Origin of the sequence: Hyphomonas sp. (genome assembly GCF_018402285.1) — a bacterium.
Lineage (GTDB): Bacteria > Pseudomonadota > Alphaproteobacteria > Caulobacterales > Hyphomonadaceae > Hyphomonas.
In genome coordinates, this window is sequence record NZ_JAGYJH010000003.1 from 446,718 (window position 1) to 463,355 (window position 16,638).

The following is a 16,638-nucleotide window of genomic DNA, read 5'->3' on the forward strand; positions in this document are numbered from 1 at the left end:
CGGTCTTAGTTCGCAGGGCCGAGGCTGACCGCGACCATGGCGGCGCGCAGAGTGCGCTCGCCGATGCGCCAGCCTGGCTGGAAGAGCTGGGCGATAGTGCCGCTGGGATGCTCCGACGGGATCTGGGCCACGGCCTGATGCACGTTGGGATCAAACGGCGCGCCCGGATCGGCCGCCACCGGCACGACGCCGTGGCGGGAAAGGGCAGTGTTGAGTTCCTTGGCTGTCATTTCGATGCCGCCGAGGAGGTTCTTCCCGGCATCCGTAAGGTTTTCACGCTCACCATCGGGTAGGGCGTCGAGGGCGCGGGAGAGGTTGTCCGAAACGCTCAGAAGATCGGCGGCGAACCTCTCGATGGCGTAGACGCGCGCTTCGCTGACCTGGCGGTCGGCGCGCTTGCGAGTGTTGTCGAGGTCTGCCAGCAGGCGCAGGATCTGGCCGTTCATGTCGGCCTTTTCCGCTTCGATGCGGACAATCAGCTCTTCGACCGAAAGCGTGGCTTCGGTCTGGGCTTCGGGGTTAACGGCTGCGTCGAGTTCAGCGGCCTCACCCGGTTTGGTTTCGTCGCTCATCATTTCCCATCCTTTCCGCGCCGGTGAGAGAGGATATCCCCGACCACTTTGGCGGTATAATCAACCATCGGGATCACCCTTGCATAATTGAGCCGCGTTGGCCCGATCACGCCGAGTGCCCCGATCACATGTTTCGTGCCGCCCATATAGGGTGCCACAATCACACTTGAACCGGACAGCGGAAAAAGCCTGTTTTCCGATCCGATGAACAAGCGCACGCCGCCCGCTTCGCGCGTTGTGTCGAGAATTTCAAGCAGGCTTTGCTGGCGTTCCAGCTCGTTGAACAATTGCCGCACCCGGTCGAGATCCTGGGCGGCCTTGGCGTCTTCAAGAAGATTGGCGCGCCCGCGCACGATCAGGCTGCGCCCCCGGCCGGGCGCGTCCCCGCCCCATTCGGCAAGGCCGGCCTCGACCAAGGCAGAGGTGGCCGCGTCCAGCATCGCGCGGCGCTCCTGCAGCTCGGCGCGCACTTCGGTGGAGGCTTCGGCCAGTGTGCGGCCTTTTAGCCGCGTGGAGAGGTAGTTGCCTGCCTCGATAAGTGAGGTGGCGGGCAGGCCGTCGGGCACCTTGAGGATGCGGTTTTCCACATCGCCATCTTCGGTGACGAGGACGCAGAGGGCGTCTCCGCCTGCCAGCGGCACGAACTCGACATGCCGGACGGCCGCGTCGCGCGCTGGAGAGGCGACGAGGCCCGCCCCGCCCGCCAGGCCGGAGAGTATGTCGGAGGCTTCGCCGAGCACGGCTTCAAGGTCTGTGCCTGCTGAGGCTAGGCGGTCGTCGATCTGTTTCTTGTCTTCCCGCGAGGGGTCGCCGTATTCGAGAAAGCCATCGACGAAGAGGCGCAGGCCCTTATGGGTGGGCGCGCGGCCAGCCGAGATGTGCGGGGCGTCGAGTAGGCCAAGCTCGGTGAGGTCGGCCATGACATTGCGGATGGAGGCGGGGGAGAGGGCAATGCCCGCCTTTGACAGGGTGCGAGATCCGACGGGCTCTCCGGTGGCCAGGTAGCCCTCGACGATCTCCCGGAAGATGTCCCGGGAGCGTTGGTCGAGACGCTGCATGAGGCTGAGGATGTCCGATTGATCCGCCATGCATCTGGATTAAGCGCGGTAGATGCGCGGTACAATAGCGTTGATGGCGCGCGCCCTAGATGGTGAGGCCCGTTCCGGCCTCCCGGTCGCTGGCTTTACGCCAGGCGAAGTAGGAGTAGATAGCAGAGATCAAGGCCGCGGACACAATCAGAACCGTGAGTTGAAGGGCCAGCCAGATGCCGCTGAAGAGGAAGGCGCCCACCATACCGAGCGCGCCCGCCGCCATGAACAGCGGCCCAGCGAGGCGGTGGGTCTTCTCCCAGGCGATATCTGACGACAGGGTCCAGGGTGTGCGGACGCCGAATATGAAGCTGGAGCGTGTCTTGGGCAGGTAGTTGCCGATGACGATGAAGAGGGCGCCGCAGGCGGCGATCACCAGCCGCACCATTGTGCCGGAATAGACCGTCTCGGAGCCGGTCCCCAGCATGCCGAGCGCAATGCCGCCCTGCAGGAAGGTATAGAGCAACAGGACGCCGATCCAGGTGGCCAGGTAGGCCCGCCGCCCGGTTTCGATATTGCGCTTGCGCGGATCGATCTGCGGGACGAGGGCGAGGAGGAGACCAGTCAGGAGCACCGTGCCCGGAAGGATGAGCAGGTAGACCCAGGCGTCGCTCTTCTCGGCGAACTGGTCTGGCTGGCCGTCCGGGCCCCAGTGAATCGGAATGCTGCCGGTTTCCGGCAAGGCGGTCCAGGCCGTGTAAGCGATGCCGGACGTGAGCAGAAAGGCGATGGCCGAAGCAATTAGTCCGGTGCGGATATAGGGTTTCATTCGGCTGCCTCCTTAAGGTCGTCATCGCCATTGTCGCGGCCGAGCAGCCCGAGCAGGGCGGTGGCCGCGTCTTCCAGAACGCTTGTGTTCACGCGGTAGAGGATCTGGTTTCCCTGCCGCTCGGCGGTAATCAGCTCGGCCTCCTTCAGCACCGCCAGATGGCGGCTCATGGTCGGCCAGCTTGCCTCGAACTCTGCGGCAAGGTCTCCGGCGAGGCGGGGACCCTTGCGCAGCAGGGCGAGAAGCTGCCGGCGGGCCGGATGGGCCAGGGCTTTGAAGACGCTGTTTTCCATGCCTGCTAATTAGCAATTATGCTAATCTCTGGTCAAGCGCTGTTTTCGGTTTTGGCTAAATAGTTTTGTTAAGCGCCCCGGGCCGGGCCCGCGCGAGGTCAGTTCAGGCCTTCGATCTGGCCCTGATCGTTAAGGTGTATGTGTTCGGCGGCGGGGCGGCGGGGCAGGCCGGGCATCGTCATGATGTCGCCGCAGATGGCGACGACGAAGCCCGCCCCGGCAGCGAGGCGCACTTCGCGCAGGCGCACGACATGGCCTTCGGGGGCGCCCAGCAGGGCGGGGTCTGTCGAGAAGCTGTACTGGGTCTTGGCCATGCAGACGGGCAGGTGGCCGAAGCCGGCCTTTTCCCAGGCGGCGAGCTGGTTTTTGACGGCGCGGGTGGCCTCCACGCGGCCTGCACGGTAGATCGATTTTGCGACGGTCTCGATCTTTTCCAGCAGCGGCATGTCATCAGGGTAGAGCGGCTTGAAGGCGGCTTCGCCCTTTTCGATGAGGGCAACGACGCCGCGCGCGAGGTCTTCGGTACCTTTTCCGCCTTCGGCCCAATGGGTGCAGAGCGCGACCGGTACGGAGAGTTTCTCGCAACTGACCTGAAGCGCGTGGACTTCGCCTTCGGTGTCGGTGGTGAAGCGGTTGATAGCGACGATGACCGGCAGGCCGAAGCTGCGCAGGTTATCGATATGGCGGGCGAGATTGGCGAGGCCTTTTTCGAGCGATTCATAGCTGACCCGGCCAAGCTCGGCCTTGGCGAGGCCGCCATGCATTTTCAGGGCACGGATGGTAGCGACCAGTACCACGGCGTCTGGCGCAAGGCCCGCCTGGCGGCATTTGATGTTGAGGAATTTTTCGGCGCCAAGGTCTGCGCCAAAGCCGGCTTCGGTGACGACATAGTCGGCCATCTTGAGGGCCGCGCTTGTGGCCATGACAGAGTTGCAGCCATGGGCGATGTTGGCGAAGGGGCCGCCATGCACGAGGCAGGGATTATTTTCGAGCGTCTGGACAAGGTTTGGCAGCATCGCGTCGCGCAGGAGCGCCATCATTGCGCCGGTGGCCTTGATGTCGGCGGCGGTGACAGCTTCCTTCTCGCTTGTGTAGCCGACGATGATTCGGGATAGGCGGGCTTCGAGGTCTGCTGCGTCGGTTGCGAGGCAGAGGATGGCCATCACTTCGGAGGCGACGGTGATGTCGAAGCCGGTTTCGGACGGGCTGCCATTGCTGGGGCCGCCGAGGCCGGAGACAATATTCCTCAGGCTACGGTCGTTCATGTCCATCACGCGGCGCCAGCTGGTGCGAACGGCCTCAAGCTTTGGCTCGCCGCCCCAGTGGATGTGGTTGTCGACAAGGGCGGAGAGGAGATTGTGCGCTGAGGTGATGGCGTGGAAGTCGCCGGTGAAATGCAGGTTGATGTCTTCCATCGGGACGATCTGGGCGAGGCCTCCGCCGGTGGCGCCGCCTTTCATGCCGAAGCAGGGGCCCAGCGATGGCTCGCGCAGGCAAAGGAGGGTGTCTGCGCCGATGCGGTTCATCGCGTCAGCCAGGCCAATGGAGGTGGTGGTCTTGCCTTCGCCGGCGGGGGTCGGGTTTATGGCGGTGACGAGGATCAGCTTGCCGGAAGGCTTGTTCGCAAGGCTGGCGAGATGGGCGGCAGAGATCTTCGCCTTGTCATGGCCGTAGGGGATGAGGTTTTCCGGCGCGACACCAATCTTTGCGGCGACCTCCTGGACCGGGATTTTCTTCGCGCTACGCGCAATCTCGATATCGCTCGCCATTGTTGAATTCCTCCCACACGCAGCCCCGATGTAGACAGGCGCTGCAAAACCCGCAAATCAGACCTTCAGCTAGAAGGATTCCCCGAGATGCCAAATCTTGTCCGCCCGACGGGCCGTGCTTTTGACGAGCTGCGCCCGGTTTCGCTCGAAACCAATGTAACCCGCTATGCCGAAGGTTCGTGCCTCGCCAAGTTCGGCCATACGCATGTGCTGTGCACTGCGAGCTGGGAAAAGGGCGTGCCTGGCTGGATGAAGGGCAAGGGCGAAGGCTGGGTGACGGGCGAGTACGGCATGCTGCCGCGCGCGACGCATACGCGCGGGCGCCGCGAAGCGGCGGCTGGCAAACAGTCTGGCCGCACGCAGGAAATCCAGCGCTTGATCGGGCGCTCGCTGCGCTCGGTTGTCGACCTCAAGGCGCTCGGCGAAAACACGATTACGATCGACTGTGATGTGGTGCAGGCCGATGGCGGCACGCGCACGGCCTCAATCACCGGCGGCTTTGTGGCCCTCGCCATGGCCTGTCGTTACCTTCAGACCGAAGGCGTGATCAAGGCGAGCCCGATCCAGAAACAGGCCGCGGCGATCTCCGTAGGTCTCTTCCAGAACCATCCGGTTCTGGATGTCGATTATCCGGAAGATTCCGACGGCGAAGCCGACATGAATGTCGTGATGAGTTCCGATGGCGGGTTCATCGAGGTGCAGGGCACGGGCGAGTCGCGGCCGATGAGCCGGGCCGAGCTCGACGAGATGATGCGCCTCGCGGAGAAGGGCTGCACCGAGCTGTTTGCAGCGCAGCGGGCCGCGCTGGGGCTCTGAGGCCTATTCAGCGGCGACTTGTCTCTCGTCTTCTTCGCCTTCGGTGTCGAAGACGAGGAGGTCGCCAGGCTGGCATTTGAGTTCACGGCACAGCGCTTCAAGGGTGGAGAAGCGGATCGCCTTGGCCTTGCCGGTTTTCAGGATCGACAGGTTGGCGAGGGTTACGCCCACACGTTCCGAGAGCTCGGTCAGCGACATGCGCCGCTCCAGAAGCACACGGTCGAGGGTCACGCGAATGGTCATGGCCTTCAGTGCTCCTCAGATCGTCATTTTTTCTTCGTCACGAAGGCGAGTGCCTTCACGGAAGACTTGGGAAAGGATGAACAGCGCCGCCACGGAAATCCACAGTATGAGCTGGGTAGAGAGCTTGGGGGGCGCGTCTCCGACAAGGCTCGGCATGGCGCGGACAACAAGAAGGGTGGCAATCCGGATGATCTCCATTGCCGCAATCGCAATACCGATGCGCGAAAGCCGCCCGGCATTCTCCGGCACGAAGGGATCGCCCTCCACCAGGGTCAGCAGGATGCGGCGCATCTGGATACAGATGAAGATCACGCCCGGCACGATGACGCAGAGCAGGCCCAGCGCGATGACGAAGCTGCCCGGCGACACGCCGTCTGCGAGCGCTTCGATCCCGGGAAGGGAGGCTTCGCCATTCGAGAGACTGGCGATAAGGCCGAGGCTGAGTACGGGAATGCCGATAATGCCGAATGCCCCGGCAATCCACATTGCGACGGTGACCAGTATGGTCATCGCCTCTGCCATCGAATTCCGGCCTGTCTTTGTCATACCCGGCCTTTTCACCCCGTTCGGTTGATGGTTTATGAAACAGAACTTTGCCAGTGCGCTGTCCCGTTATTACCGAATAACGATATATGTATTCCCGCATAAAGCAAGAATGGAGCCACATTACTGTGAATAATGCTACGGCTATGCCCCGCCTTGTGCCCGGAAAACTCGTGGCAGCTACACACAACAGAGGCAAGGTGTCCGAACTGAAAGATCTGTTCGTGCCCCATGGTTTTGAGGTGGTTTCGGCCATTGAGCTTGATCTGGCCGAGCCGGAAGAAACCGAGGATAGCTTTGCAGGCAACGCTTTGTTGAAGGCGCGGGCCGCGGCTCTGGCGACGGGATTGCCGGCGCTGTCAGATGATTCGGGGCTGGCAGTGACCGCTCTGGGCGGGCAACCTGGCATCTATTCGGCCCGCTGGGCTGGGGAGCCGCGGGATTTCTACAAGGCAATGGAAAAAGTCGAGGCGGAGCTCCAGGCATCAGGCTCGGCTGACCGGTCGGCCAAATTCGTCTGCGCGCTGGCGGTCGCCTGGCCGGACGGGAAGGAAGCTGTCTATGAGGGCGAGGTTTACGGGAACCTTGTCTGGCCGCCGCGTGGCGAGAAGGGTTTTGGCTATGACCCCGTATTCGTGGCCGAGGGCGAGACAATGACATTTGGTGAAATGGCGCCTGAGCGCAAACATGCGATGAGCCACCGGGCCCGCGCGGTCGAGAAGCTGCGCGCGGCGCTGCTCGCATGACCCAGGTATTTGCGCCCTTCGGTCCGCATTTCGGCTTCGGCCTTTACATACACTGGCCCTATTGCACACGGATCTGTCCGTATTGTGATTTCAACGTCTACGCCGCCAAGGACCGGGCGACCGAGCCGCTGGTCACCGCGATTGCCGATGACATCCGCAGCCACCGGCGCAAGCTGCCCCAGCACCGGGCGCTGGACACGGTCTATTTTGGCGGGGGCACGCCCGCCTTGTTGAAACCGGAGCAGGTGGCGGTAATCCTGAAGGCTGCCTCAGATACGTTTAGCATCAAGGCCGGCGCGGAAATAACGCTGGAGGCCAATCCCAACGATATTCTGAGGGCGGATCTTCTGGCCCTGCGGGCGGCGGGCGTGACGCGCCTGTCGATCGGTGTCCAGTCGATGCGGGATTCGGCTCTGGCATTCCTGGGGCGAGACCATACCGCCGAGGCAGGCGGCGAGGCGGTCAAGCGCGCGCTGAAAGTGTTCGAGTCCGTTTCGATGGACCTGATCTATGCGCGGCCCGGCCAGTCTCCGGCAAACTGGGAGGCAGAGCTTGCCGATGCGCTGGCGCTCGAGGCGCCCCACCTCTCGCTCTATGAACTGACATTTGAGCCCGCGACCGCTTTTGGTATGGCCGCGGCGCGCGGTGATATTGTTCCGATGCCGGATGATGCGCAGGCCGACCTTTACGAGCTGACCCAGCAGATGACGGCGCGGGCCGGGCTTCCGGCATATGAAGTGTCCAATCACGCGGCTTCACCCGCACATCAGTCGCGGCACAACCTCATCTACTGGCGGGGCGGGGACTGGATCGGGGCAGGCCCCGGCGCGCATGGGCGGGTGTCTGTGGCGGGAAACCGCTATGCCACCGAGGCCGAGAAGCGGCCGGAAGCCTATATGGCCGGCGTGCAGATGCTGCAGGAAGGCTGGGCGGACGCGGCGAAACTGCCGCCGCTGGACATAGCCCGGGAACTCCTGGCGATGGGCCTGCGCGCAGCCGAAGGCGTGGACCTGCGCCGGGTGGAGCTTGTTTCCGGCAAGCGGGTGCCGCGCGACAAGATCGACGTGTTCACCGAACAGGGCTGGGTGAAACTTCAGGGATCTGAGCTTTCGTTGACCGAGAGCGGGCGGCTGCTGGCCGACGCGCTGACGGCGCAGCTCGCGCCCTGAGGCGATCTCAGGCGCGCGGATGGGCGGCGGCGTGAACCTCGCGCAGGCGCGAGGAGTCGATGCCGGTATAGACCTGCGTGGTTGAGAGCGACGCATGACCCAGCAGGGTCTGGATGGCGCGCAGGTCTGCCCCGTTTGCCAGAAGATGGGTGGCAAAGGCATGGCGCAGGGCGTGGGGCGTGGCCGTTTCCGGCAGGCCGAGATAGCCGCGCATCCGCTGCATTGCGCCCTGGATGAGGCGCGGATTGAGCGGCCCGCCCTTGGCGCCCCGGAAGAGGGGCTTGTCGCGGGTCAGGGCCCAGGGGCAGATGTCCGTATACATATGAATGGCGTCGCGCACGGCCGGGATCAGCGGCACGATGCGCACCTTGCCGCCCTTGCCCTTGATGCGCAGGCGTTCGGGCGCGGGCACATCGGCGCCGGTCAGGCTGAGAGCTTCGGAGATACGCAGGCCCGCGCCATAGAGGAGGGAGAGAACAGCTGCGTCGCGCGCGCCGATCCAGGGCTCCTGGTCAGGCTCGCTTTCGGCTTCGGAGATGAGATCGCGGGCCGCATCTATGGATACCGGGCGCGGCAGGCGCTGGGGCCTTCGGGGGCCCTGCAGGTATCCTACCTCAGCATTATTGATGCCATGGGCCCGGTCGAGCCAGCGATAGAGCGCCTTGATGGAGGAGAGGATGCGGGCGACGGTCGCGTCCGACAGGCCCTCGCGGCGCCGTTCGGCGAGATAGGCGCGGATGTCGCGCGCGCGAACGTCGGCCAGCATGGAGGGGGAGGGCTCGCCGCCCATATGCACGCGCAGGAACGCCAGGAAGAAAGAGAGGTCGCTGCCATAAGCCTCGACGGTCTTGACCGCCATGCGGCGCTCGCGCGTTAGGTGATCCAGAAAGGCGGGCAAGACATCCATCGCGCCAGACTGCCATAGCGCTGTTAAGGAGGACTGAAGACAGCGGCCGCGATCTAGGGCTCGGTGCCTTCCCAGTCGATGACCCAGTCGATCTCGTCTTCCTCGAAGACGGTTTCTTCCGAGACGGTCTGTCCGCGTACGGAATGGCCGAGTTCATGGATCCGTTCGCGGTCGCCGCAGACGAGGTGGTGCCATTGGGGTAGGGGTTTGCCTTCGTCGATCAGGCGATAGGCGCAGGTGCGGGGCAGCCAGTCGACCTGCTCGACGATTACGGGGGTGAGCTGGACACAATCTGGCACGTGCTGGCGGCGGTTTGTGTAGTCGGAGCATTGGCAGGTGGCGCCGTCCAGCAGCTTGCAGTGGAGGCGGGTATAGGCCAGCGCCCCGGTGTCCTCGTCCTCAAGCTTCACGATGCAGCATTTGCCACAGCCATCGCAAAGGCTTTCCCATTCCTCCGGGGTCATCTCCTCCAGGGTCTTGCTCTTCCAGAAGGGTTTCTCCCTTGGCATCCCGTCAGGCTTTCAGGGCCGCCCAATCAGGCGTCTTGTCGATGAGGGCGCTGGCATACCAGCAGGAGGAGGCTACTTTTTCCCCGTCTGTCTTGATGTCGTCCATGATGGCGGTGACGAGCTTCTTGCCGATGCCGCGCCCGCCGATGGCGTCAGGCACGATCGTGTGGGTGATGTGGCGCACGCCCGGCTGGCGGCGCTCATAGGTGAGGTAGCCTTCCACCCCGTCGATAATCAGGCTGTAGCGCTGGCGGGCGGCGTCGCGGGTGATGGCTGGTCTCATGCGAAGATGTCCGTCTGTTTGCTGGCGAGCTGTTTACGGATCCAGCCCGGCAGGAGGAAGAAGGCAATTCCAGTTAGCCAGATTGGCATTGCCACGATCCCGGCCCCGATAATTGCGCCGAATGTGTGGGCGGCATCATTGCCGGCGCTGGCATCCGGTGAAACGCCAACTACTGCCGCCGCCACGATCAGGGCGCCTGCTATGATCCAGATAACCCCAAGTATCCTTAGTAGAATGCCCATGGTTCAATCCTCCCCCCTAACCCTGCCTCAGGCCAGTACGTCCTGCCATTCGGGATGTTTCTCGATCTGTGCCTTGGCGAAAGGGCAGAGCGGGATGATCTTAATGCCGGCGGTGCGGGCGTCTTCGACAGCGCGTTTTACCAGCGCCTGGCCAGCGCCTTTGCCGCGCAGGGCATCCGGCACGCCGGTATGGTCGATGATGATGCGGGTGGCCCCAGCCTTGGAATAGGTCATTTCGGCGGTGTGGCCGTCAATAGTGACCAAGTATCGCCCGCCTGTTGCCCCGTCTTCGCGTTTTAAATCCATGACGCTCATTGGCGGGCTCCTGTTCCAGGGGGTTAAGAGGCGAAAGTGGGGCAGGCGCCTCGAAAGCGCAATGGGATGGCCGGTTTGCATTTTTGCGCCGCCGGGCTAGGGCAGGGCGTATGACGCGGCTCTTGACCCATCCGGAGATCGAGTGGCGGGAGGATGGTACTCCCGTTGCCGCCGCGTTTGGCGATGTTTATTTCTCGGTTCATGACGGCCTTGCCGAGACGCGGGCAGTTTTCTTCAGGGGCTGCGGCCTGCCGGAAGCCTGGGCCGGGCGGCGCCAGTTCACGGTGGCCGAGACGGGCTTTGGCACAGGCCTCAACTTCCTTGCCCTCTGGCAGCTCTGGCGGGAGCACCGCCCGCATCCCGATGCGCGGCTCAGCTTTGTCAGTTTCGAGGCCTTTCCCCTGAAAGCCGAAGATGCGGCCCTTGCGTTTGCCGCCTGGCCGGAACTTCATCCGTTGGCAGAGCAGCTGCTTGCGCGCTGGCCGGGGCCGGTAAAGGGCGTGCGACATCTCTGCTTTGACGGGACCGGCGTCGAGCTGATCCTGCATCTGGGTGATATCGCTGAGACCCTGCCCACCAGCCGCTTCCGGGCCGATGCCTGGTTTCTCGATGGGTTCAGCCCGGCGAAGAATGCCGGGATGTGGGCCGGGGATATCTATCCGTTGATTGCTGCGCGGTCTGCTCCCGGCGCGCGGGCGGCGACTTTCACGGTAGCGGGCGAAGTTCGGCGCGGGCTGGCAGAGGCCGGGTTTGACGTGCGCAAGGCTGAAGGTCATGGACGCAAGCGCCAGAGGCTGGAAGCTGTCCTGCCGGGCGCAGATGAACCTTTGCCGGTACGGGTGAGGCGGGTGGCGATCCTCGGGGCCGGTATCGCGGGCGCGACCATCGCGTATCGCCTCGTTCAGGCGGGCATCGAGGCGGTGGTCTTCGATCCGGCGCCGGAAGCGGCGAGCGGGGCAAGTGGCAATCCGCTCGCCCTGATGATGCCGCGGCTTGATGCGGGCGAGACGGCCGAGGCGCGCCTGTTGATCGATGCCTATCTGGCGGCGCGGGAATTTTACAAGGGGCGGCCGGGCGCCGAGCTGACTGACGTTCGCCAGGTTCCGCGCAATGAAATCGAAGTGAAGCGGTTCGAGAAGCTTCTGGATGATCCGCCTTTCCCGCTGGAAGACCTTGAGGCGATTGCGGGCGGCGGACTCCTGCACAAGCGTGCCAAGATCCTCCGTCCCCGGCAGATCGTGGGGGCGCTGCTGGAGGGATGCGAGCTGCGTACCGGCGCGTTACCGAATGTGGACCTCGCGGCGCGCACGGTGAACGGCGAAGTGTTCGATGCCATCGTGCTGGCCAGCGGTATGGGCATCCGCCGCTTCCTGCCCGCGCTTGAGCTGACCGGCCGGCAGGGGCAGGTGGAGCATGTTTCAGGGGCTGTCGAGGCGCCGCCTTCCGCGCTCACCTCGGGCACGTATGCCATTGCCCTGGGTGGTGAGCGCCTCTGGGGGGCAACGTTTGAGCCTGCCGGGGAGGGCGACAGAGCGGCTGTCAGCAAGGCTGCGCGGGCGGAGAACCTTGCGGGTGTTGAGGCGCTCTCGCCCTGGTGGGTGCGCCAGGCGCGGGACGTGGCTGCGGTGTCACGCGCGTCGGTACGGGCGACGACGCCGGACCGGCTGCCACTCATCGGGCCCGCGCCTGACGCAGACGCGATTGCGGTTTTGCGGGGAGGCAAGGTGGAGCGCGAAGCGTGGCCCGTGATGCTAGGCGTACATGTTGCGGGCGGCTATGGCAGCCGGGGCTTTACCTGGGCGCCCTGGGCGGCTGGATTGATTGTGGCGGAGCTGTGCGGAAGCCCGCCGCCGGCTGACCTGCCATCCATCCAGGCTGTGAGCCCGTCCCGGCAGATCCTCCGGCGTCTGAGGAAGCAGCGCTAGGCGTCAAGGCGCCTGAACGAAGAAGACGCGCACGCCGCCGTTTTCGTGGCGCTCCAGGCTCATGGAGACGCCGGCGACTTCCAGTTTTGCCTGGCCGGCGACGGCGCTGAGGATGACGGTGGCCGCCAGGATTGCGACGGCCAGTCCGCCGAGTAGCCAGTTATTGTGCACGATATGCCCCTGTTTCATTGGTCCGGTCCCTTGGGCGGAGTTGGCGTGGGTGGGCTGTATGCCCGGTCAGTTACCTTTTTCGAGGTCACGGAATTCCTGGCGCAGGCGCCATTCATCCGACGTCACGGTCCGTTCGATGTTCTTCAGGCGCTCATCGAGATCCATGAAGGTGTACTTGATGGTGCCGAAGGTGGCGCGCGGGCGGTCCTGTACGCCGCGCCAGAAGGCATCCTCATCTGGGCTAATCGGCCCGTAGCCCAGCGGCGTGCGGGGCGTGATCATCCAGATGACCACATAGGTCACCACTGCGACGGGGCCGAGGCCGAACAGTGTCAGCAGAACAAACAGTATACGGACAAGAAGCGGGTCCCAGCCGAAGCGGTCAGCAAGGCCGCCGCAGACTCCGCCCATCACGCTGTCCTGGCGCGAGCGGTAGAAACGTTTCGGGTTGGGGGAGTTGTAGGGGTCGTAGGGGCGGGACATTTCCTGTCTCCTTAATCGTCAAGATGGGAGTGGGTGGGGCGCGGCGGGCGGCGATGGGTGTCGGTGTCCCGGGCGGCGAGGAGCGATTCGAGGGTCTCGATACGGTGCTCCATTGCCTTTGCGGAGCGCCAGAGGTCCTCGAGCATCCGCTCATCGTCCGGCTGGAGGGTCTTCTGGCGCCGCCAGAGCGTGATGTAGTGAAACACCATCCCCGGCAGCACCACGAAGAGAGCCAGGATCGCGACGAGAGGGATAATCATCTCGTCCATGATCACTCCTTGCCGGCGGCAGAAGCCGCAGAGCGTTCCTCACGCGCCTGGGCGATGAGCCCGGGCGTGCAGATCACAGCGAGAAAACCGAAGAGGCAGACCAGAGAGAAAATCATGGATCAGCCCTCCGACTTCTTGGCCGCTGGCTTGCCCTTGCGGGCCTTCAGCGCGGCGAGTTCTTTCTCGATCGACTCGTTTTGCTCGAGCTCGGCGAATTCCTGCTCCAGGCTCGGCTCACGTCCACGGATGGTATCGGCGTAGGCCTCCATCTCGTCGACCTTGCGCTCCAGCTGGTTGTAGCGAAGGATCGCTTCATCGGCGCGGCCATCATACATCTGGCTGCGCATGCGGATGCGCTGTTCGGCGGCTTCGCGGCGCATGACGAGGGCGCGGTGCTTTGCCTTGGCTTCGTCGAGTTTTGCCGAGAGCTTCGTGAGGTCTTCCTGGCGGCGCTCGAAGGCTTCCTCGGCGATCTTCATCGCGTGATGGCGGCGCTCGACTTCGGTTTCGCATTTCTGCTTGGCGATGAGCGCGCCGCGGGCGAGGTCTTCGCGGCCCTTGTCGATTGCGAGCTCGGCCTTGGCAGCCCAGTCATCGCGGGTGGCCGTGAAGTGGGCGATTTCGCGCTCCATTTCTTTCTTGTCGGCCATTGCGCGGGCAGCGGCGGTGCGCACTTCGACCAGCGTGTCTTCCATTTCCTGGATGATCAGGCGGGCGATTTTTTCGGGGTTTTCGGCGCCATCAAGCATCGCATTGAGGTTGGAGTTGATGATGTCGCCAAGACGGGAGAAGAGACCCATGGGTTAATCCTTTCGTGACTGGAGATCAGAAGAAGAGGCCGCCGAGCAGCACGCCGGCAGCGAAGAACATCCACGTCTCCGCCCGGCGCGAAGCGAGCCAGCGGCCAAAGCGGCCGGCGTCCGTGCGGGGTGTGTAGGGATCGTCCTGGTAGCTCATTTCTGTGTCGTCCTTGGTTTGAGTGGGTTGGCAACGCCCGTCGCCCTGATGGCATCTTCATTTCAAGAGCTGTGCCAGTTCAAAATTAATTTCATTAAGCCTTGTTTTTAAAGAGTAAAAAAGTTTTTCAGGGCTCCGAGTTAAGAATGTATCGGTAAGAAAAGCCAAAGGAATGGTAGAAATAGCCATTCATATTGGCTAAATAGACCAAATGGAAGAACGCACAACGCACCTGATTGGCGAATCTGCCCCCTGGCTCAGCGCGCTGGAGCAGGCCAGCCGGCTCGCCCCGCTTGACAGGCCTGTCCTCGTGATCGGGGAGCGGGGCACCGGCAAGGAGCTGGTGGGGGAGCGCCTGCACTTCCTGTCCAAGCGCTGGGAGGGCCCGTTTGTGAAGGTCAATTGCGCGGCGCTTTCGGAAACCCTTCTGGATTCAGAGCTATTTGGCCATGAGCGGGGCGCCTTTACCGGCGCGACCGATATGCGGCGCGGCCGGTTCGAGCTGGCGGACGGGGGCACAATCTTTCTGGACGAGATCGCGACAGCGTCCCAGCAGGTGCAGGAGAAGCTGCTCAGGGTCGTGGAATACGGGGAATTTCAAAGGGTTGGCGGGTCCAAGGTGCTTACCGCCAATGTCCGGATCGTGGCGGCGACCAATGCGGATCTGCCCGCGCTCGCGGATGCGGGCAAGTTCCGCTGGGACCTGCTTGACCGGCTGTCCTTTGAGGTGGTGACGCTGCCGCCGCTGAGGGTGCGGCATGGGGACAAGACCCTGCTGGCGCAGTTCTTTGCGCGGCGGATGGCCGTTGAAATGGCTCAGGATTTTCCCGGATTTGGCCCCTCTGCGCTGGAGGCTATCGAGGCCTGGCACTGGCCTGGTAACATACGCGAGCTGCGCAATTTCGCCGAGCGCTTGGCCCACCGCGCCATCGTGTCTGCGCCGCACGAACCGGTGCGATTCGAGCCCTCGGCGCTCGACCCGTTTGCCTCTCCCTGGCGGCCAAAAAACACTCCAAAAAACTCCAACCCAGTTGGAGTTTTCAGGGTGCCTCGACCCATTCAAGCGCGGCCGAGCTTCAGCCGGCCGACCGGCCGCAAAGCCCGGCGCGCGGCTTTGAAGATGCCGTCCGCCTCTTCGAGATGCAGCTGATCGATGGCGCGCTCGCCGATACCGGGGGGCATCAGGGCAAGGCGGCAGACGCCCTCGGCCTGACCTATCACCAGTTGCGCGGGCTGCTCAAAAAGCATGGCTATGCCAAGCGTGCGGAGTGAGCCGGTGCCCGCCATCCGGCGGGCACCCTCAGGGTTAATCCCTAAATCGCGGGGGGCATGAACACATTAGATTTCAGACAGATGCGGCGGCGCTGCACGGAAGGGAGTCGCCACTGGTGGCTTCCTGATGCATACTTATCTTCAGGATAGCTCTTATGGTCACACGCAAAGGAGACGCCCATGCAGATTCAGATCACCGGCCGGCATATGGAATTGGGTGAGGCACTGCGAGGGCGGATCGAAGAAGGGCTTGAAGCGGCGGTATCCAAATACTTCAGCCGGACGGGCGATGCCAACGTCTTCGTGTCCCAGCAGGGACCGTTCGTGGAAGTCGACTGCAATGTTCACCTGCTATCGGGGATCGTCCTGCAATCGTCAGGCAAGGCGAACGACCCCTATGCCGCGCTCGAGGTGAGCCTCGAAAAGATGGAGAAGCGGGTGCGCCGCTACAAGCGCCGCCTGAAGGATCACCACACCAACGGCCAGCCGTTGCTTCCGGCAGAAATGGCAGCCGAAATCCTGATCCAGGCAACCGATGATGAAGCCGAGGATTCGGTGGATACGGGAATGGAGATCGGGGAGGCGCCCCTCACGGTTGCAGAAACCAAGGTCCAGATCCGGACAATGAGCGTTTCTGAGGCAGTCATGCAGCTGGAATTGCAGGATGTCCCGGCACTCATGTTCAGAAATGCTAGCCATGATGGCCTGAATATGGTCTACCGCCGCCCCGATGGGCATATTGGCTGGGTTGACCCCGCCAACACGCCCCGGAATTAGCGCGACGTGCTACGGAAAGTAGTTTGATGGCCACCGATTTGAGTGCCCTGCTGCAAGGCGGGGTGATCATTCCCTTTCACGAGGCGACCAGCCGCAAGCAGGCGATCCATGTCCTGTGCGAGGCGCTCAGCGAAGCGACGGGGATCGGTCCGCGCGCGATCGAGGACGCTGTGATGGAGCGCGAACGTCTCGGCTCGACCGGGGTGGGCGAAGGCGTTGCCATTCCGCATGCGCGGCTCGCGGGACTTTCCGCGCCGGTCGGCGGGTTCCTGCGCCTCGTGCATGGCGTCGACTTTGAAGCCATTGATGACCGGCCGTGCGACCTGATCTTCATGCTGCTGGCGCCCGATGGCGCGGGCGCCGATCATCTGCGCGCGCTCGCCCAGGTGAGCCGCTTCTTCCGCCAGCCGGCCGTGCGCGACGGCCTGCGCAAGGCGCGCAACGAAAACGAGATCAAGTCGCTGATCTGCAAGGATCCGGTGACCGGGGGCTGATCATCTGGTTCAGTTTAATCCGGATA

General features: G+C 63.5%; 25 protein-coding genes. 8 read left to right on the forward strand and 17 right to left on the reverse strand.

What is annotated here, in order from left to right:
- Nucleotides 1-5: 5 nt before the first annotated feature.
- The 5 genes from KG722_RS04760 to KG722_RS04780 form a co-directional block, all read right to left on the reverse strand.
- Nucleotides 6-572 (reverse strand): nucleotide exchange factor GrpE, encoded by a 567-nt coding sequence (locus tag KG722_RS04760; protein WP_213270083.1) that lies wholly within the window; start codon nt 570-572, stop codon nt 6-8.
- The gene (hrcA, locus tag KG722_RS04765) at nt 572-1,660 is read right to left on the reverse strand and encodes a heat-inducible transcriptional repressor HrcA (RefSeq protein WP_213270086.1); all 1,089 of its coding nucleotides are present in this window, start codon (nt 1,658-1,660) and stop codon (nt 572-574) included. The genes KG722_RS04760 and hrcA overlap by 1 nt, the downstream gene beginning before the upstream one ends.
- A 55-nt stretch (nt 1,661-1,715) precedes the next feature.
- A complete protein-coding gene (locus KG722_RS04770) occupies nt 1,716-2,429 on the reverse strand; it encodes an SdpI family protein (protein WP_213270088.1) in 714 nt (237 codons plus the stop codon).
- Nucleotides 2,426-2,722 carry a metalloregulator ArsR/SmtB family transcription factor gene (locus KG722_RS04775; RefSeq protein WP_035600375.1) on the reverse strand — a complete coding sequence of 99 codons (297 nt, stop codon included), beginning with the start codon at nt 2,720-2,722 and terminating at the stop codon, nt 2,426-2,428. The genes KG722_RS04770 and KG722_RS04775 overlap by 4 nt, the downstream gene beginning before the upstream one ends.
- A 98-nt stretch (nt 2,723-2,820) precedes the next feature.
- On the reverse strand, nt 2,821-4,491 hold the full coding sequence (locus tag KG722_RS04780) for a formate--tetrahydrofolate ligase (protein ID WP_213270091.1): 1,671 nt from the start codon (nt 4,489-4,491) through the stop codon (nt 2,821-2,823).
- 87 nt (nt 4,492-4,578) lie between these two features.
- Here KG722_RS04780 and rph point away from each other — a divergent pair, with 87 nt between their 5' ends.
- The gene (rph, locus tag KG722_RS04785) at nt 4,579-5,307 is read left to right on the forward strand and encodes a ribonuclease PH (protein WP_213270095.1); all 729 of its coding nucleotides are present in this window, start codon (nt 4,579-4,581) and stop codon (nt 5,305-5,307) included.
- A gap of 3 nt (nt 5,308-5,310) precedes the next feature.
- On the opposite strand, the gene KG722_RS04790 is transcribed toward rph, so the two are convergent.
- Nucleotides 5,311-5,550 (reverse strand): helix-turn-helix transcriptional regulator, encoded by a 240-nt coding sequence (locus tag KG722_RS04790; protein ID WP_011648280.1) that lies wholly within the window; start codon nt 5,548-5,550, stop codon nt 5,311-5,313.
- A 15-nt stretch (nt 5,551-5,565) separates the two neighbouring features.
- Complete coding sequence (locus KG722_RS04795) at nt 5,566-6,096, reverse strand: DUF2975 domain-containing protein (protein ID WP_300998237.1); 531 nt, start codon at nt 6,094-6,096, stop codon at nt 5,566-5,568.
- A gap of 143 nt (nt 6,097-6,239) precedes the next feature.
- Here KG722_RS04795 and rdgB point away from each other — a divergent pair, with 143 nt between their 5' ends.
- Both rdgB and hemW read left to right on the forward strand, forming a co-directional pair.
- Complete coding sequence (rdgB, locus tag KG722_RS04800) at nt 6,240-6,839, forward strand: RdgB/HAM1 family non-canonical purine NTP pyrophosphatase (protein WP_213270098.1); 600 nt, start codon at nt 6,240-6,242, stop codon at nt 6,837-6,839.
- The gene (gene hemW, locus KG722_RS04805) at nt 6,836-8,008 is read left to right on the forward strand and encodes a radical SAM family heme chaperone HemW (protein WP_213270101.1); all 1,173 of its coding nucleotides are present in this window, start codon (nt 6,836-6,838) and stop codon (nt 8,006-8,008) included. The genes rdgB and hemW overlap by 4 nt, the downstream gene beginning before the upstream one ends.
- A gap of 7 nt (nt 8,009-8,015) precedes the next feature.
- Here hemW and KG722_RS04810 read toward each other — a convergent pair whose 3' ends face one another.
- The 5 genes from KG722_RS04810 to KG722_RS04830 are packed head-to-tail and all read right to left on the reverse strand — an operon-like array spanning nt 8,016 to nt 10,264.
- Nucleotides 8,016-8,915 (reverse strand): tyrosine recombinase XerC, encoded by a 900-nt coding sequence (locus tag KG722_RS04810; RefSeq protein WP_213270104.1) that lies wholly within the window; start codon nt 8,913-8,915, stop codon nt 8,016-8,018.
- Nucleotides 8,916-8,968: 53 nt separating this feature from the next.
- Nucleotides 8,969-9,424 (reverse strand): YcgN family cysteine cluster protein, encoded by a 456-nt coding sequence (locus tag KG722_RS04815; RefSeq protein ID WP_213270107.1) that lies wholly within the window; start codon nt 9,422-9,424, stop codon nt 8,969-8,971.
- Nucleotides 9,425-9,428: 4 nt separating this feature from the next.
- Nucleotides 9,429-9,707, reverse strand: coding sequence for a GNAT family N-acetyltransferase (locus tag KG722_RS04820; protein ID WP_213270110.1), 279 nt, complete (start codon nt 9,705-9,707; stop codon nt 9,429-9,431).
- Nucleotides 9,704-9,949: a hypothetical protein gene (locus KG722_RS04825; protein ID WP_213270112.1), complete on the reverse strand. Its 246-nt coding sequence runs from the start codon at nt 9,947-9,949 to the stop codon at nt 9,704-9,706. Before KG722_RS04825 ends, KG722_RS04820 begins: the two co-directional genes overlap by 4 nt.
- Nucleotides 9,950-9,976: 27 nt before the next feature.
- Nucleotides 9,977-10,264: a GNAT family N-acetyltransferase gene (locus KG722_RS04830; RefSeq protein ID WP_213270115.1), complete on the reverse strand. Its 288-nt coding sequence runs from the start codon at nt 10,262-10,264 to the stop codon at nt 9,977-9,979.
- 110 nt (nt 10,265-10,374) lie between these two features.
- On the opposite strand from KG722_RS04830, the gene mnmC reads away from it, so the two are divergent.
- Nucleotides 10,375-12,189, forward strand: coding sequence for an FAD-dependent 5-carboxymethylaminomethyl-2-thiouridine(34) oxidoreductase MnmC (mnmC, locus tag KG722_RS04835; RefSeq protein WP_213270117.1), 1,815 nt, complete (start codon nt 10,375-10,377; stop codon nt 12,187-12,189).
- Between the two features lie 3 nt (nt 12,190-12,192).
- On the opposite strand, the gene KG722_RS04840 is transcribed toward mnmC, so the two are convergent.
- The 5 genes from KG722_RS04840 to KG722_RS15005 all read right to left on the reverse strand — a co-directional run bounded on the left by KG722_RS04840 (nt 12,193) and on the right by KG722_RS15005 (nt 14,069).
- Nucleotides 12,193-12,378 carry a hypothetical protein gene (locus KG722_RS04840; protein WP_213270118.1) on the reverse strand — a complete coding sequence of 62 codons (186 nt, stop codon included), beginning with the start codon at nt 12,376-12,378 and terminating at the stop codon, nt 12,193-12,195.
- Between the two features lie 48 nt (nt 12,379-12,426).
- Nucleotides 12,427-12,843: an envelope stress response membrane protein PspC gene (gene pspC / locus KG722_RS04845; RefSeq protein ID WP_213270126.1), complete on the reverse strand. Its 417-nt coding sequence runs from the start codon at nt 12,841-12,843 to the stop codon at nt 12,427-12,429.
- Nucleotides 12,844-12,854: 11 nt separating this feature from the next.
- Nucleotides 12,855-13,112, reverse strand: a complete 258-nt coding sequence (gene pspB / locus KG722_RS04850) for an envelope stress response membrane protein PspB (protein WP_213270129.1) — start codon at nt 13,110-13,112, stop codon at nt 12,855-12,857.
- Nucleotides 13,113-13,231: 119 nt separating this feature from the next.
- Entirely contained in the window at nt 13,232-13,912 is a 681-nt protein-coding gene (gene pspA / locus KG722_RS04855) for a phage shock protein PspA (protein WP_213270132.1), read from the reverse strand.
- A gap of 25 nt (nt 13,913-13,937) precedes the next feature.
- Entirely contained in the window at nt 13,938-14,069 is a 132-nt protein-coding gene (locus KG722_RS15005; RefSeq protein ID WP_255417544.1) for a hypothetical protein, read from the reverse strand.
- A gap of 211 nt (nt 14,070-14,280) precedes the next feature.
- On the opposite strand from KG722_RS15005, the gene KG722_RS04860 reads away from it, so the two are divergent.
- The 4 genes from KG722_RS04860 to KG722_RS04875 all read left to right on the forward strand — a co-directional run bounded on the left by KG722_RS04860 (nt 14,281) and on the right by KG722_RS04875 (nt 16,612).
- Nucleotides 14,281-15,219: a sigma 54-interacting transcriptional regulator gene (locus KG722_RS04860; RefSeq protein ID WP_213270149.1), complete on the forward strand. Its 939-nt coding sequence runs from the start codon at nt 14,281-14,283 to the stop codon at nt 15,217-15,219.
- The gene (locus KG722_RS04865) at nt 15,210-15,341 is read left to right on the forward strand and encodes a helix-turn-helix domain-containing protein (protein ID WP_213270152.1); all 132 of its coding nucleotides are present in this window, start codon (nt 15,210-15,212) and stop codon (nt 15,339-15,341) included. The genes KG722_RS04860 and KG722_RS04865 overlap by 10 nt, the downstream gene beginning before the upstream one ends.
- Before the next feature lie 180 nt (nt 15,342-15,521).
- Nucleotides 15,522-16,118 carry a ribosome-associated translation inhibitor RaiA gene (gene raiA, locus KG722_RS04870; protein ID WP_213270154.1) on the forward strand — a complete coding sequence of 199 codons (597 nt, stop codon included), beginning with the start codon at nt 15,522-15,524 and terminating at the stop codon, nt 16,116-16,118.
- Nucleotides 16,119-16,144: 26 nt separating this feature from the next.
- Entirely contained in the window at nt 16,145-16,612 is a 468-nt protein-coding gene (locus tag KG722_RS04875) for a PTS sugar transporter subunit IIA (protein ID WP_213270157.1), read from the forward strand.
- The last annotated feature ends 26 nt before the right edge of the window (nt 16,613-16,638 follow it).

What these genes read in the sequence shown, in the direction of transcription:
- KG722_RS04795 (WP_300998237.1), bottom strand. Translation starts at nt 6,096, where the DNA reads ATGACAAAGACAGGCCGGAATTCGATGGCAGAGGCGATGACCATACTG.
- KG722_RS04865 (WP_213270152.1), top strand. Translation starts at nt 15,210, where the DNA reads ATGCAGCTGATCGATGGCGCGCTCGCCGATACCGGGGGGCATCAGGGC.
- rdgB (WP_213270098.1), top strand. Translation starts at nt 6,240, where the DNA reads ATGCCCCGCCTTGTGCCCGGAAAACTCGTGGCAGCTACACACAACAGA.
- hrcA (WP_213270086.1), bottom strand. Translation starts at nt 1,660, where the DNA reads ATGGCGGATCAATCGGACATCCTCAGCCTCATGCAGCGTCTCGACCAA.
- KG722_RS04825 (WP_213270112.1), bottom strand. Translation starts at nt 9,949, where the DNA reads ATGGGCATTCTACTAAGGATACTTGGGGTTATCTGGATCATAGCAGGC.
- KG722_RS15005 (WP_255417544.1), bottom strand. Translation starts at nt 14,069, where the DNA reads ATGAGCTACCAGGACGATCCCTACACACCCCGCACGGACGCCGGCCGC.
- KG722_RS04780 (WP_213270091.1), bottom strand. Translation starts at nt 4,491, where the DNA reads ATGGCGAGCGATATCGAGATTGCGCGTAGCGCGAAGAAAATCCCGGTC.
- KG722_RS04860 (WP_213270149.1), top strand. Translation starts at nt 14,281, where the DNA reads ATGGAAGAACGCACAACGCACCTGATTGGCGAATCTGCCCCCTGGCTC.
- KG722_RS04775 (WP_035600375.1), bottom strand. Translation starts at nt 2,722, where the DNA reads ATGGAAAACAGCGTCTTCAAAGCCCTGGCCCATCCGGCCCGCCGGCAG.
- KG722_RS04830 (WP_213270115.1), bottom strand. Translation starts at nt 10,264, where the DNA reads ATGAGCGTCATGGATTTAAAACGCGAAGACGGGGCAACAGGCGGGCGA.
- pspA (WP_213270132.1), bottom strand. Translation starts at nt 13,912, where the DNA reads ATGGGTCTCTTCTCCCGTCTTGGCGACATCATCAACTCCAACCTCAAT.
- KG722_RS04875 (WP_213270157.1), top strand. Translation starts at nt 16,145, where the DNA reads ATGGCCACCGATTTGAGTGCCCTGCTGCAAGGCGGGGTGATCATTCCC.
- KG722_RS04815 (WP_213270107.1), bottom strand. Translation starts at nt 9,424, where the DNA reads ATGCCAAGGGAGAAACCCTTCTGGAAGAGCAAGACCCTGGAGGAGATG.
- KG722_RS04770 (WP_213270088.1), bottom strand. Translation starts at nt 2,429, where the DNA reads ATGAAACCCTATATCCGCACCGGACTAATTGCTTCGGCCATCGCCTTT.
- KG722_RS04790 (WP_011648280.1), bottom strand. Translation starts at nt 5,550, where the DNA reads ATGACCATTCGCGTGACCCTCGACCGTGTGCTTCTGGAGCGGCGCATG.
- KG722_RS04840 (WP_213270118.1), bottom strand. Translation starts at nt 12,378, where the DNA reads ATGAAACAGGGGCATATCGTGCACAATAACTGGCTACTCGGCGGACTG.
- mnmC (WP_213270117.1), top strand. Translation starts at nt 10,375, where the DNA reads ATGACGCGGCTCTTGACCCATCCGGAGATCGAGTGGCGGGAGGATGGT.
- KG722_RS04760 (WP_213270083.1), bottom strand. Translation starts at nt 572, where the DNA reads ATGAGCGACGAAACCAAACCGGGTGAGGCCGCTGAACTCGACGCAGCC.
- pspB (WP_213270129.1), bottom strand. Translation starts at nt 13,112, where the DNA reads ATGGACGAGATGATTATCCCTCTCGTCGCGATCCTGGCTCTCTTCGTG.
- pspC (WP_213270126.1), bottom strand. Translation starts at nt 12,843, where the DNA reads ATGTCCCGCCCCTACGACCCCTACAACTCCCCCAACCCGAAACGTTTC.
- hemW (WP_213270101.1), top strand. Translation starts at nt 6,836, where the DNA reads ATGACCCAGGTATTTGCGCCCTTCGGTCCGCATTTCGGCTTCGGCCTT.
- rph (WP_213270095.1), top strand. Translation starts at nt 4,579, where the DNA reads ATGCCAAATCTTGTCCGCCCGACGGGCCGTGCTTTTGACGAGCTGCGC.
- KG722_RS04810 (WP_213270104.1), bottom strand. Translation starts at nt 8,915, where the DNA reads ATGGATGTCTTGCCCGCCTTTCTGGATCACCTAACGCGCGAGCGCCGC.
- KG722_RS04820 (WP_213270110.1), bottom strand. Translation starts at nt 9,707, where the DNA reads ATGAGACCAGCCATCACCCGCGACGCCGCCCGCCAGCGCTACAGCCTG.
- raiA (WP_213270154.1), top strand. Translation starts at nt 15,522, where the DNA reads ATGCAGATTCAGATCACCGGCCGGCATATGGAATTGGGTGAGGCACTG.